At 43.9% G+C, this 12523-nt stretch carries 15 protein-coding genes; 11 read left to right on the top strand and 4 right to left on the bottom strand.

Features of this window, described 5'->3' with window-relative positions; translation table 11 throughout:
• Positions 1–14: 14 nt before the first annotated feature.
• The 11 genes from ccoG to B4Q04_RS06280 all read left to right on the top strand — a co-directional run bounded on the left by ccoG (position 15) and on the right by B4Q04_RS06280 (position 8535).
• Positions 15–1433 (top strand): cytochrome c oxidase accessory protein CcoG, encoded by a 1419-nt coding sequence (ccoG, locus tag B4Q04_RS06330; RefSeq protein WP_013993610.1) that lies wholly within the window; start codon positions 15–17, stop codon positions 1431–1433.
• A gap of 18 nt (positions 1434–1451) precedes the next feature.
• Complete coding sequence (locus B4Q04_RS06325; protein ID WP_013993609.1) at positions 1452–1898, top strand: FixH family protein; 447 nt, start codon at positions 1452–1454, stop codon at positions 1896–1898.
• 7 nt (positions 1899–1905) lie between these two features.
• On the top strand, positions 1906–2610 hold the full coding sequence (locus B4Q04_RS06320) for a sulfite exporter TauE/SafE family protein (protein WP_013993608.1): 705 nt from the start codon (positions 1906–1908) through the stop codon (positions 2608–2610).
• Between the two features lie 27 nt (positions 2611–2637).
• A complete protein-coding gene (locus B4Q04_RS06315) occupies positions 2638–3135 on the top strand; it encodes a hypothetical protein (RefSeq protein WP_013993607.1) in 498 nt (165 codons plus the stop codon).
• 56 nt (positions 3136–3191) lie between these two features.
• Complete coding sequence (locus B4Q04_RS06310; RefSeq protein ID WP_088696286.1) at positions 3192–4646, top strand: vanadium-dependent haloperoxidase; 1455 nt, start codon at positions 3192–3194, stop codon at positions 4644–4646.
• Positions 4647–4779: 133 nt separating this feature from the next.
• Positions 4780–6048 (top strand): acetyl-CoA hydrolase/transferase family protein, encoded by a 1269-nt coding sequence (locus B4Q04_RS06305; RefSeq protein ID WP_013993605.1) that lies wholly within the window; start codon positions 4780–4782, stop codon positions 6046–6048.
• A gap of 24 nt (positions 6049–6072) precedes the next feature.
• On the top strand, positions 6073–6465 hold the full coding sequence (locus B4Q04_RS06300; protein WP_013993604.1) for a group III truncated hemoglobin: 393 nt from the start codon (positions 6073–6075) through the stop codon (positions 6463–6465).
• 84 nt (positions 6466–6549) lie between these two features.
• Positions 6550–6984, top strand: coding sequence for an RrF2 family transcriptional regulator (locus tag B4Q04_RS06295; RefSeq protein ID WP_013993603.1), 435 nt, complete (start codon positions 6550–6552; stop codon positions 6982–6984).
• Between the two features lie 68 nt (positions 6985–7052).
• Positions 7053–7772, top strand: a complete 720-nt coding sequence (ric, locus tag B4Q04_RS06290) for an iron-sulfur cluster repair di-iron protein (RefSeq protein WP_088696285.1) — start codon at positions 7053–7055, stop codon at positions 7770–7772.
• Between the two features lie 59 nt (positions 7773–7831).
• The gene (locus tag B4Q04_RS06285; protein WP_088696284.1) at positions 7832–8179 is read left to right on the top strand and encodes a hypothetical protein; all 348 of its coding nucleotides are present in this window, start codon (positions 7832–7834) and stop codon (positions 8177–8179) included.
• 23 nt (positions 8180–8202) lie between these two features.
• On the top strand, positions 8203–8535 hold the full coding sequence (locus B4Q04_RS06280) for a 2Fe-2S iron-sulfur cluster-binding protein (protein ID WP_013993600.1): 333 nt from the start codon (positions 8203–8205) through the stop codon (positions 8533–8535).
• 4 nt (positions 8536–8539) lie between these two features.
• Here the strand turns inward: B4Q04_RS06280 and B4Q04_RS06275 are convergent, their stop codons facing one another.
• From B4Q04_RS06275 to B4Q04_RS06260, 4 genes are read right to left on the bottom strand one after another with little or no spacing between them, the layout of a single operon-like run.
• Positions 8540–9748: a hypothetical protein gene (locus tag B4Q04_RS06275; protein WP_088696406.1), complete on the bottom strand. Its 1209-nt coding sequence runs from the start codon at positions 9746–9748 to the stop codon at positions 8540–8542.
• 27 nt (positions 9749–9775) lie between these two features.
• Positions 9776–10558 (bottom strand): ABC transporter permease, encoded by a 783-nt coding sequence (locus B4Q04_RS06270; RefSeq protein WP_013993598.1) that lies wholly within the window; start codon positions 10556–10558, stop codon positions 9776–9778.
• Positions 10551–11261 carry an ABC transporter ATP-binding protein gene (locus B4Q04_RS06265; protein ID WP_013993597.1) on the bottom strand — a complete coding sequence of 237 codons (711 nt, stop codon included), beginning with the start codon at positions 11259–11261 and terminating at the stop codon, positions 10551–10553. Before B4Q04_RS06265 ends, B4Q04_RS06270 begins: the two co-directional genes overlap by 8 nt.
• Positions 11258–12496: a nitrous oxide reductase family maturation protein NosD gene (locus B4Q04_RS06260; protein WP_236630985.1), complete on the bottom strand. Its 1239-nt coding sequence runs from the start codon at positions 12494–12496 to the stop codon at positions 11258–11260. Before B4Q04_RS06260 ends, B4Q04_RS06265 begins: the two co-directional genes overlap by 4 nt.
• Positions 12497–12523: the final 27 nt, after the last annotated feature.

Below are 12523 nucleotides of genomic sequence, written 5' to 3'. Positions count from 1 at the left end.
AAAGCGAACATAAAATGGCACAAGACCAAGACAATTTCAGAGATTCAATAGGCACCATTAAAGAAGATGGTAAACGCGCATGGGTTTTTCCTAAAAAACCCAGTGGCAAATTTTACCAATATCGCAAATATGTCAGTTATGTTCTTCTGACCTTCTTGATTGCCTCTCCGTTTATAAAGATAAATGGCAACCAATTCTTGATGTTCAACGTACTCGAAAGACGGTTCAACATCTTTGGCTTTCCATTCTACCCCCAAGATTTTCATCTCTTTGTTATTTCGATGATTATCGGGGTGGTCTTTATTGCACTTTTTACCGTGGCCTTCGGTCGTATTTTTTGCGGATGGATGTGCCCACAGACCATTTTCATGGAGATGGTCTTCCGAAGGATCGAGTATTGGATCGATGGGGACAGAGGCGCGCAAATGCGACTCGACCGACAACCTTGGAATGCCGAAAAAATCAGGAAACGCACGCTCAAATGGTTTATCTTTTTTATCATATCGTTCATTATAGCCAATGTCTTTCTGGCTTACCTTATCGGAAGTGACCGTTTGATACAATACATTACCGATGGCCCGACCGAGCACCTGAGCACCATGTTGTCTTTATTGATATTCACCGCTGTCTTTTACTTTGTATTCGCGTGGTTTAGGGAACAGGTATGTATCATCGCCTGCCCTTACGGCCGTATGCAAGGGGTGTTGCTCGACAACAAATCTATTGTAGTGGCCTATGACCACAAGAGGGGCGAAGGTGAGAACGGAAGAAAAAAATGGCGTAAGAACGAAGACCGAGAGGCCTTGGGCCATGGCGATTGTATCGACTGTTTTCAATGTGTGAACGTTTGCCCCACCGGAATAGATATTAGAAATGGAACCCAATTGGAATGTGTCAATTGTACGGCCTGTATCGACGAATGCGATACAATCATGGAAAAGGTAAACCTGCCCAAAGGCTTGATCCGCTATGCCAGTGAAGACGAAATCACAAAAAAGGAAAAGTTCAAATTTACGCCCCGTTTAAAAGGGTATACGGCCGTATTGGTGATTTTAACCGGTGTGCTTATCGGTATGATGTTCTTGAGAAACGACCTTGAAGCCAATATTTTGCGGTTACCAGGTCAACTTTACGAACACAAGGAAGGTAATATTATCAGCAATGTATATACCTATAAACTATTGAACAAGACGACCAAATCGGTCGACAACGTGAATTTTAAATTGATGTCGCACGAAGGCAATATCAAACTGGTCCGTAACGAGAATTTTTCCGTGCCACCAGAAGCCTTGGCAGAAGGCACCTTGTTCATTGAAATCAAGGCCTCGGCCCTGAGCGGTGATAAAAACAACCTAAAAATCGGGGTGTATAGTGACGATAAACTGATAGAAACCACGACGGCCCGCTTTTTGGCTCCGCGTAGTTATAAATAAGATTAAAAAAGGAAAATCATGAAAATAAATTGGGGTACGGGTATCGTAATAGCTTTTGTTGGCTTCATCAGTTTTATACTGTTCTTCGTGATACGAATGACCACGAGCCACAATGCTAACCATGATTTGGTAACCGAAGAATATTACAAGGCCGAACTGGGCTATCAAAAAGAGATCGACGCGGAACAAAATGCCCTTAACGCTAGCGAACAAATAGAATTAAAAAAATCGCCTGACGGATTACTGGTTATTTTCCCCGAAGGATATGACAATACGAACGTATCAGGCAATGTGTCCCTATACAGACCATCCAATAAGCACTTGGATTTCAACTTACCTTTAAGTTTATCCAATTCACATTTGCTCATACCTGACAAACGCCTGTTGGATGGTCGCTGGGACATAACCATATCTTGGAAACACCAAGGCAAGGATTTTATGCACAAGGAAAGTATAACCTTTTAAAAGCACTATGATTTTATCTGCCGTCGTTTTAGGTCTTATGGGAAGCTTGCACTGCGTGGGTATGTGCGGTCCTATAGCCTTTATGCTTCCGGTAGATCGGTCAAATGAGTTTAAAAAATTCGGCCAGATATTCATTTATCACTTGGGCCGGCTCATGGCCTACGGTATTATCGGGGTAGTATTCGGTCTTCTCGGCAAAGGACTTTCCATTTTCGGGATGCAGCAGAAGCTTTCCATCATCATTGGGGTTTTAATGATCCTGGTCATCTTGATTCCCTATAAAACTTTCAACAAATACAATCTATCGAAGCCTATTTACAAAATGGTTTCAAAAGTCAAGAACCGATTGGGAAAGGAGCTCAAGAAAAAATCGCCCGACACCTTCCTGACCATAGGCTTCCTTAACGGCTTTTTACCTTGCGGCCTGGTCTATATGGCACTCTTTGGGGCCATTGCCATGGGGAATGCCGTACAGGGCGGTCTTTATATGATGTTGTTCGGTTTAGGTACCCTGCCCTTAATGACCGTCGCCATATATTTTAGTGGCCTATTGAAAGGCGGTATACGTCAGAAAGTACGCAAGGCCATTCCGGTTTTTGTCGTCATCATCGGTTTACTATTTATTCTTAGGGGCCTAGGCCTGGGCATCCCGTATGTATCGCCAGCACCCATTACGGAAATGGCTTCAAGTGCCATAGAGTGCCAAAACTAACGGCCACGGCCACCAAACATCTCGCTTATGAAACCCTTACCCAACGAAATTGTACTTCGCCCGAGGTTTCAATGGGATGTGTCCGGAGCCAAAGAAGAAATACTTAAAAAATTCGAAACGGCAGGACACCCCCCTTTTTTAGTAAAGCGCCTAGACGAACACGTATTTATTAAGTTTAACGCCCAGAACAATCATTTCTGGTCGCCCCAATTGCACCTCCAAATTGAAGAAATAGACGCCACCAATAGCCAGCTATACGGCATATTCGGCCCTAACCCTACCCTATGGACCTTCTTCATGTTCATACACTTCATCATAGCCTGTCTTTTCATTATTTTTGGCATTTGGGCCTATTCAAGTGCCTCCTTGAACAAACCCTATCACATTCAGATGGGTATTATGGGCTTCTTGGTCATCCTATGGTTCGTACTTTACTTTTTTGGGAGGAGCGGCAAGCAAAAAGGGAAACCGCAAATGCAAGAATTACAAACATTTACAAGAAAAATCCTTGAGCAAAAAGCCTAGAGTTTTTATAGTCTTCCTTATATTTAACGGCTACAAATAACCTAACAACCAATAAAATGAAGCGTATTTTAACCTTGGCCCTTACGTTGGGTCTACTATATTCCGGTGTCATCTTTGCCCAGAAAAACCAAGAAGAACCAAGAGGAACGGAGAATGTTGCCTACCAATGGGGGAAAATGGCCTTAGATGCTACGGCCTCCGATACGGAAAGGTTCAAGCCACGCCCCACCATTACCTCACGCTATCTAGGCTTGATCTTTGTTTCCATTTTTGACGCCTGGTCTCGTTATGACGAAAGTGCCATACCCGTTTATTTGAACGACGTAGACCGCAGGCCCGCCAATGAGCGCAACCTCAAGAACAAAGAAATCGCCATTAGTTATGCCGCTTTCGGGGCAATGAAGGAGTACTACTTTTCAGATACCGAAATGTTCAGAAAGCTCATGACCGACCTAGGGCTTGACCCCGACAATACCTCAATGGACCCGACCACACCCGAGGGCGTTGGCAATTTGGCCGCCAAGGCCACCATTGAGGCCAGAAAAAATGACGGCAGTAACCAATATGGTGAAGCTAAAGGCGCAAACGGCGAACCCTATTCAGACTACACCAATTACAGCCCCGTAAACACGGCGGACGAGAACACCGATATCAACAGATGGCAACCCAAGTATTTCTCTGATGGAAAAGGTGGACAATATGCCCCTGGCTGCCTTACGCCCTATTGGCAAAAAGTAAAGCCCATTGCATTAACCTCAGCCGACCAATTTAGACCCGGACCACCGCCCTTGGTAGGCTCCAAGCAGTTGAAAAAAGAAGTCAAAGAGGTAGTTGATTTGCAGGCCCATCTTTCCGACGAAGAAAAAGCTTTGGTAGAATTTATGAGAGACGGGCCCCAATCGGTACAACAAGCGGGCCACTGGCTGAAGTTCGCGCAAGATGTTTCCCGAAGAGACAACCATACGCTAGACGAAGATGTAAAAATGTATTTCTTGACCGAGATTACGGCTATGGACGCCTTTATTGCTTCATGGGACTCCAAAATGTTCTATGATTACGCAAGACCCTATGCCTTGGTACACGAATACTACAAAGACAAGACCATAAAAGCCTGGGCCGGCCCCGGCAAAGGCGTCATTAAAATGAAAGGCCAGGAATGGCGTCCCTATTCCCCAGATATCTTTCTATGCCCTCCCTTCCCTAGCTATACTTCCGGACACAGTACCATTAGTGGAGGCTGCGCCGAAGTACTACGCCTTTTTACGGGAAGCGAACATTTTGGCGAATCCGTAAAACTCGTAGCAGGCTCTATGACCGAACTCGACTCCGCCCATTATGGAAAAACCGTAACCATACACTTCCCAACATTTACCGAAACCGCAAATATGGCCGGTATGTCAAGGGTTATGGGAGGCTACCATATACAGGCCGATAATATAGCAGGCTTACAATTGGGGCGTGATGTTGCATCCCAAGCCTGGAAATTCTACAACAAACACCTGGGTCAATAGAAAATTGAACGTATAAAGAAAAAAGGGGAGCCGTACAAGGTTCCCCTTTTTTTATGCTATATTTTAAAACATGATAATGTTCATATTTTAAAGAAGCCCTATTCTTGATATTTGCATAACAAAACCGACCATTATGAAAATTGTTTCAAAGGAAGAAGCCGTATCAACGATAAAATCAGGTGACCGCGTATTTTTACAGGGGGCCGCAATGACACCCAATACGCTCATAGACGCTTTATGCGACAGACATGAAGAATTAAAAAACGTTGAAATCGTTTCGATACACACCGAAGGCGAGGCGAAATACGCTCGTGAACCCTACAACAAGAGCTTTAGAATGAATAGCTGTTTTGTGGGCGGTAATGTAAGAAACGTTGTCAACAGTACCCAAGGTGACTATATTCCAATTTTTTTGAGCGAGATCCACCTTTTGTTCAGACAGGGCATTTTACCCATTGACGTAGCCATAGTACAGGTCTCCCCGCCAGACCGACACGGATATTGCTCTTTGGGTGTTTCTGTAGATGTAGCCCTTCCGGCCATTCAGGTCGCCAAAAAGGTCATTGCCCAAATCAACCCCTCCGTGCCAAGAACGCATGGTGATGGAATTATCCATATAAAAAATATTGACTGCGCCATTGAGATCGACAGTCCGATCCACGCCCACGATATTGTTTCCATATCTCCCGTAGAGGCGAAAATAGGTAAAAACGTGGCCGGCCTTATCGAAGACGGTGCCACCCTGCAAATGGGCATCGGCAGTATTCCCAATGCCGTATTGAGCAATCTGGGCAACCACAAACGCCTTGGCATCCATACCGAAATGTTTTCCGACGGTATACTGCCCTTGATCGAACAAGGCGTGGTCACCGGGGAAGACAAACAGATCAAGACCGGAAAAATAGTTACTTGCTTTGCCGTGGGATCCCAAAAACTATATGACTTTGTAGATGACAATCCCTCGGTACATTTTAAGGAAGCCGCCTATACCAACGATACGGCCATCATAAGACGAAACCCAAAAGTAACGGCGATAAACAGTGCCATTGAAATAGACCTGACCGGTCAAATCTGCGCCGACACCATCGGCAGTCGCCAATACTCTGGGGTCGGGGGCCAAATGGATTTCATTCGTGGGGCATCGCTTTCAAAAGGCGGCAAACCTATTTTCGCCATGCCCTCACTTACGGCAAAAGGCGTTTCCAAAATTACGCCCTTTCTAAAACAGGGTGCCGGGGTTACTACGACCAGGGCTCACGTACACTATGTTGTAACCGAATACGGTGTGGCCAATCTCTTCGGAAAAAACCTAAAGGAAAGGGCACAGGCCCTAATTGCCATAGCCCATCCCGACTTTAGGGAAGAATTGGAAAAGGCCACGTATGAACGCTTCAAGAACTAAAGTTAATAGTGTATTTTTGATGCGATGGAAAAAAAGGAAATCAAAACCCGGCAAGATGTACGGCTACTGGTCGACACCTTTTATGGAAAAATAAGGGAGGAGGAAACCCTTGGCCCTATTTTTAACGGGATCATTTCCGATTGGGAGGCCCATCTTGAGCTGTTGACCGATTTTTGGGAAACCCAACTCTTTCTCCAACGCAAGTACCATGGCAACCCGGTTACGGCCCATCAGGAAGTAGACGATAAAACAAATCACACCATTACTTCCGAGCATTTCGGGCTTTGGCTCAACCTCTGGTTCGCCACCCTAGATGAACTTTTCGACGGGGAAAGGGTCTGGATCGCCAAAAACAGGGCGCAAAAAATGAGTACCATGCTTTTTATGCAAATGTACCAGCACAGGAAAAAAAACTAAACCATCTATATGGATATTTTTAATTCGGATATTTTTATCCTAATTAAAAATACCTATCTTTGTAAAGAAATAAACACCATCTGAATGTTTTCAAAAGCATGTGAATACGGTATAAGGGCATCGACCTACATAGCATTGAAGTCGCTTGAGGGTACTCGTGTGAGCCTAAAGGAAATCGCCGATAAAATCGATTCTCCCGTAGCCTTTACCGCTAAAATATTGCAACAGCTATCTAAAAAACAGATTATAGAATCCGTAAAGGGATCCTTAGGTGGTTTTCAGATTTCACAATCGAACATTCCCAAGATAAAGCTTGCACAGATCGTGTATGCCATAGACGGAAATAACGTATACGAAGGTTGTGGCCTAGGCCTTAAAAGGTGCAATAGTAACGAACCTTGCCCAGTACACGACAAATTTGTTCAAATACGGGCCGACCTCAAAGACATGCTCGAAAGCACGAGCCTTTATGATATGACCATGGGCCTTGAAGAAGGCTTGACCCACCTGAAACGCTAAAAAAAATTTAACTATAAATCGGACAAAAATGTCCTATTTAATATATCTAATTATAAAAACAAGAAATCATGACAAAGACCATAGGTGAAATCGTGGCCAAGGACTACCGCACGGCCCAAGTTTTCAAAAACCACAGCATTGACTTTTGTTGCAAAGGCAATCGAAGCTTGGAAGAGGTGGCGAAGAAAAACAACTTAAACCTTGACCTCCTTTCCGCTGAACTAAATGAAGTACAAGAAGAGGGCAAGGGAGACCGCCTAGGCTATCAATCATGGCCATTGGACCTTCTTATCGACTACATCGAAAAGAAGCATCACAGATACGTTGAAAAGCAAAGTACGGTGTTAAGGCAATATCTCGACAAGTTATGCCGCGTTCATGGCCAAAAACACCCCGAGCTCTATGAAATCAAGGACCTTTTTACTACCTCTGCAGGCGAGTTGGCCATGCATATGAAAAAAGAAGAATTGGTACTCTTTCCCTTTATACGCAAAATGGCAGCGGCAAAGCAATCGGGCAAGACCTTGGGCACCCCACACTTCGGCACCGTGAGCAATCCTATTGAGGCCATGATGCACGACCATGACCACGAAGGAGAGCGTTTTAGAACCATTGCCGCACTCAGCAACAACTATACCCCTCCCGAAGACGCGTGTACGACCTACAAAGTGGCATACGCCCTGTTACAGGAATTTGAAGACGACCTACACCAACACATCCACTTAGAGAACAATATACTTTTTCCGAAGGCCAGTGAACTAGAGTCGCAACTATCGGCATTGGTATAAAAAGCCAGCTCACTCAACGAATTGCTAAAAACAAAATTTTAACCCTAAAATTAATCCCGATGAAAGATTCAACCCTACCTCCCCTAAGCGTTTCAGAAGAACAACACAGAAGCAACCCTCTATCAAGACTATATTTTAGCCTATTGAATGAATTCAAACGCGGACAGACCGGATATGCCACCATTGCCATCATCGCCCAAAGCTGTATTGGCTCCGCCGCGGCCATGGTACTGCTCATGGGCAACTTACATGACTTCTCGAAGATGACCTTGGTGTTTTTCGTGACCATACTATGTATGGCCTATAACGCTTCGGTACTGGCCAATTTGAAATCCAAGTTTTCGTTCAACCTGTTATTGGCAAGTCTGCTCTTCAGTTGTTCGGTTATTATCGCAAGCTTTCTTTAGCAACAATCTTTTCTAAAAAACATATGTCCCTAAAGAAGTTGAGCCTTACTTACATTGACGAATTTGGCGAGACCTGCCAGGCCGATTTTAACAACCACGAATACCATAGCCTTATGGAACTCTTGTTCGACAAATACCTACAGGATTGGGGCGACTGCAAAGGCCGTGCCTGGTGTGGTACTTGCCACATTCAACTACACAGTGATCGTAATTTGGAAAAAATGGATATCAATGAAGAAAATACACTTTCAAATATCACCGGCCGTACCAAGACCAGTCGCCTAGCGTGTCAAATCCCACTCGATTCCAATTTAGACGGTATTGTTTTTAGCATCTTAAAGGACGATGCGGTCTAAGCCCTTACCTTCGAACTTTTTTTCCTTTCCCCAGCAATAGGCCCACCAGCGCCAATAATACCAGCAAGCTAGCAATGCCCAAAATGGCATCAAACCTAGACAGGAGTTCGAGCCTTTGCCAGTACGCGATCGCCCTATAAAAAATAAGTGCTTCGGTCAGTAGAAACCCTAAGGCATACAAGAAAAAGAACTTCCGATTCAGAGCTAGCAACTTAAAAGAATCAAGGAATAAAAACAGCCCCATAGTAACCACTCCCAAAAACGTCCAATGCAAATAGCCAATGGTAAAATCCAAATAGGTGACGGCCAAATCGGCAAAGTTCGGCAAGGCACTTAGTAGTTGCAATAACATCTTAATTCCCCATAATAAGGCCACTGCCCCCAGCAATCTGTACTGAAACGGTGATAATGCCTTCATTACCTCGCTTTGTCTCCCCCTAGAAAACCTTAGTAAAATATAGAAAGCACCTAGCTGTAAAACCGCCCCAACTCCCCCTAACAGATAAGACCCCGGTCCCGGATGGGCAAACAAGGTAGACAGGAAGAAGGAAAAAACGATTCCAAGATTCAAGCCCCAGAAGAAGGTTTTAAACTTACGCTCGGGCAAAACCACCTGTTGCTTTTCAAGAAAAAAGAGAAAAACGGCCACAAGTGCCATTATCATCCATCCGTTGTACAAAAAATGGAGATAGAAATAAATGGCCAATCGATACCAAATGGAGTCGGGGCCAAGGATATTCATTATAGCGCCCAATGCCCACGGGCCTATACTGGAAACCAATAAATATACAATAGCGGCCTTGGCACACTTGAAGGATGGTACTGTCTTGTACTCCCTTGGCACGTTCTTATAAAAAAAGTATGAAAACCAATAAGAGGCGAACAGGAACAAGGTAGAAAAGACAATTGAAAAGACGGCATACCCTTGCAACGGAAAGGTCAACAACATACCGACCAAGGTCAATTGGGTAAACCAAAAGATCCTAGCGTATTTCTTATCGATTCCTAGACCTTTCAAAAACAGCTCATACAGCAGGGTGGTAAGGGCCAAATACACCCAACCCAATAAGGCGATATGGGAATGGGCATGAACGATAAACTTATAGGTAACGGGAATATCGAATACGCGAAAAAACCGAAGTACACAACCCAAGGCGGCCGCTACGACCAAATACACCAAGGCCATTTTACTTTGGTTCCTAAGAGTTGTCATTAATGCGGCCATTGTATCGGCAATGTATTAAAAATCTTTTTTCTTGGCCACGGAAACCAATCGCCAAATAGGCAGAACGGTCCATAAAACGAGCATCAGCATAGAAATAAGCAGGCCTTGGTCCGTGCCGAAGAACTTCTTGAACACGGCCCCGGTATATCCTAAGAGGGCGGATATATCCAATTTTAAAAGAATCAAGGTTCGTGATAAGTCTATGGGGTTCAACATTGTCGCGCCCAAGGAAAAACTATCCAGTGGATATTCCTTAAAAATAATTAAGGACATCAGAAAGAGTCCGTCATAAATCACCGCAAGGAACAACCACAGCAATACGGCATAGCCAAAACCTTTGATCTTGTTCTCATTGGAGAGGGCGATATTAAATGCCAATACCGTAAAGATCAAGGTCAAGAAGGCCCCTGTGACCAAGAGCAGGGTAAAGTCGAAAATAGCATCGCTCTTAAAAAGGCCGTAGAGTACAAACGGAATACCGAGCCCTAGCACCAAACTTAGGGTCAAGGAACCCGCCACACCGAAGTACTGCCCCAAAAATATAGAGGAACGCTTGACCGGTTGCGCCAGCAATAATTCTGTAAATTCCTTTGAATTGTAGAAGTACATTATGCCGAAAATGGTACCGATAAGGGGTACGAGCAGAATAATAACGTTCATCAGGGTTATAATGGCCTTTGACACATCGTTGTTCAGGAACAACAATACAAAGCCCAACAAAAGGTAAAACAAAAAGTACACGTAGCTCCATCGGCTACGGATCAGGTCGTAAAAACTATATTTGAGTATCTTAAGCATGGCTAGGTGCAGTTGCTATGGCCGCAATGGCGTGTTCTAAATCGGTTTGTCCGGTCTTGGTCTTGAGTTCCTCAATACTGCCCTTAAAGTAAATATTACCTTCCAACAGGTAGACGATAACATCCGATACTTCGGCAACGAATTGCATAATATGCGAGGTAATCAGTATGGTTTTTTTCATTTCCCGCTGTTCGCGTATAAGCTCTTTTAAATGGATCAAGGAAGCGGGATCAAGCCCTGTGGTAGGCTCGTCCAAAATCAGCAAGGGACTGTTGAACATAAAGGCCAATACAATGTTCACCTTTTGTTTGGTACCCCCTGATAAGGTCGAAAGCTTCTTATCTAAAAAAGGTTCGAGTTTAAAAAGGGCTATCAACCTGTCTTCATCGCTCGGGCTTTGCCGAAGGTCTTTGATCATCCGGATCAGTTCACGGACCTTCAGGTTTCCCGGAAAGTTGGCAATCTGCGGCAGATAGTCGATTTCTTTACGGTACTTCCAATTCTTTTTAATGGGCTCCCCTTGCACGGAAATCGTTCCTTTATCGGGCACCACCATTCCCAATATACTCTTGATCAAGGTGGTTTTTCCTGAACCATTGGGCCCCAAGACCGCAAAAACACCCTCCTTATTTATGGTAAGGTCTAGGCCGGAAAGCACTGGGTTCTTTCCGAATTTTTTATGTAAGCCTTCAATATGAATCATTGTACTTTGGTCATTAAGGGATTAGTATCCAATAAATTATCTGGTGTAAACACGGGCGATACCTTTTCGGAAAAATCGATAATATCCATAAAAAGACTACGCAGCAAAACAATGGCCTCCGGAGTTTGGTTCACGATATAGGAAAACAATTTTACGGGACGATAGGGCACATCGCCAATACCGTTCCTATCCAAATCATAACCGGTATACGCGCTCCAATAATTGCCGTCGAAGACATTATCGTTCAACTTGCTGTTATACGATATATCGAAGCTGTTGTACAGAAAATTGTTAGCGCTAAAAGTGTTGGCATAACAAGCCCCCAACACTTTAATGCCCCATCCGTTCTTTACGAAGTTATTCTCTTTATACTCGATACGATTAGATCCTTCAATATGGATACCTATGGTATTTTCTTCAAAAGTATTGCCACTGATTTCGGCATCGTTGATTTCCTTCAACAACATCCCGAAAGCCGCGGGACCCCAATTTTTTCGAAAAGTATTCCCCTTCATTTTAATTCGTTTGGAGAACATGACGGCCACTCCCGCCCCGTTGTTTTCAAAGATATTGTCGGTATACATATCGTCATCGGAGAACATAAAGTGCAATCCGTACCTTAAATTATCGGTGCTTTTATTGTTATGTATGGTAATGTTATCGGAAAATTCCAAGTAGATTCCGTCCCTTGCCCCTTGAACGATATTTTGACTGACCTCAACATGATGCGAATACCAGAGTTGAATTCCGTTCCCTGAATTGTACTCGTCTATGGCATCGCCGATAATTTTGTTGTGATAGACTTTCCCGTGGCTTGATTTTTCGAGATAAATACCGAAGAACAGTTTTTCAAGAACTATATTCTGAATTAAAAAGTTCTTACTCTTCACTACCCTTATTGCGGCATAATCCGTCGTATAACTTGTACCTACGTTCACTATAAAAAAACCATCTACAGTAACATTATCGGATACGATCCGTATAATTTCACCCTGGTCTTCCCCATCGATAATAGGGTAATTTTCGCCTATCAAGGTCAGGGGTTTATCTATGAGGATATTATATTCTTTGTAAGTCCCCTTTTTAACCAATAGGGTGTCAAAGTCTATGGCCAAAGCCACCGCTTCCGAAATGGACTTTACCACGCAGCTTTCGCAAACGACAATGGGTTTTGCCCACAGCTGTGCCGTAGTAAAAAGTACGAGGACAAATATGAATAATTTTGGGTATTGCATCATCTTTAATTGAGAAGTTTGGCAACC

It is taken from the genome of Zobellia sp. OII3, assembly GCF_002211465.1.
In the GTDB taxonomy this organism is placed as follows: Bacteria; Bacteroidota; Bacteroidia; order Flavobacteriales; family Flavobacteriaceae; genus Zobellia; species Zobellia galactanivorans.
Note: the sequence above shows the minus strand (reverse complement) of the source record. Positions and strands in the feature narration are given on the sequence as shown.

Excerpts from the sequence above, each read along its gene's own strand:
- B4Q04_RS06295 (WP_013993603.1), top strand. The coding sequence starts at position 6,550 with ATGTTTTCAAAAGCATGTGAATACGGTATAAGGGCATCGACCTACATA.
- B4Q04_RS06325 (WP_013993609.1), top strand. The coding sequence starts at position 1,452 with ATGAAAATAAATTGGGGTACGGGTATCGTAATAGCTTTTGTTGGCTTC.
- B4Q04_RS06265 (WP_013993597.1), bottom strand. The coding sequence starts at position 11,261 with ATGATTCATATTGAAGGCTTACATAAAAAATTCGGAAAGAACCCAGTG.
- ric (WP_088696285.1), top strand. The coding sequence starts at position 7,053 with ATGACAAAGACCATAGGTGAAATCGTGGCCAAGGACTACCGCACGGCC.
- B4Q04_RS06260 (WP_236630985.1), bottom strand. The coding sequence starts at position 12,496 with ATGCAATACCCAAAATTATTCATATTTGTCCTCGTACTTTTTACTACG.
- B4Q04_RS06270 (WP_013993598.1), bottom strand. The coding sequence starts at position 10,558 with ATGCTTAAGATACTCAAATATAGTTTTTACGACCTGATCCGTAGCCGA.
- B4Q04_RS06300 (WP_013993604.1), top strand. The coding sequence starts at position 6,073 with ATGGAAAAAAAGGAAATCAAAACCCGGCAAGATGTACGGCTACTGGTC.
- B4Q04_RS06285 (WP_088696284.1), top strand. The coding sequence starts at position 7,832 with ATGAAAGATTCAACCCTACCTCCCCTAAGCGTTTCAGAAGAACAACAC.
- B4Q04_RS06320 (WP_013993608.1), top strand. The coding sequence starts at position 1,906 with ATGATTTTATCTGCCGTCGTTTTAGGTCTTATGGGAAGCTTGCACTGC.
- B4Q04_RS06310 (WP_088696286.1), top strand. The coding sequence starts at position 3,192 with ATGAAGCGTATTTTAACCTTGGCCCTTACGTTGGGTCTACTATATTCC.
- B4Q04_RS06275 (WP_088696406.1), bottom strand. The coding sequence starts at position 9,748 with ATGACAACTCTTAGGAACCAAAGTAAAATGGCCTTGGTGTATTTGGTC.
- B4Q04_RS06280 (WP_013993600.1), top strand. The coding sequence starts at position 8,203 with ATGTCCCTAAAGAAGTTGAGCCTTACTTACATTGACGAATTTGGCGAG.
- B4Q04_RS06305 (WP_013993605.1), top strand. The coding sequence starts at position 4,780 with ATGAAAATTGTTTCAAAGGAAGAAGCCGTATCAACGATAAAATCAGGT.
- ccoG (WP_013993610.1), top strand. The coding sequence starts at position 15 with ATGGCACAAGACCAAGACAATTTCAGAGATTCAATAGGCACCATTAAA.
- B4Q04_RS06315 (WP_013993607.1), top strand. The coding sequence starts at position 2,638 with ATGAAACCCTTACCCAACGAAATTGTACTTCGCCCGAGGTTTCAATGG.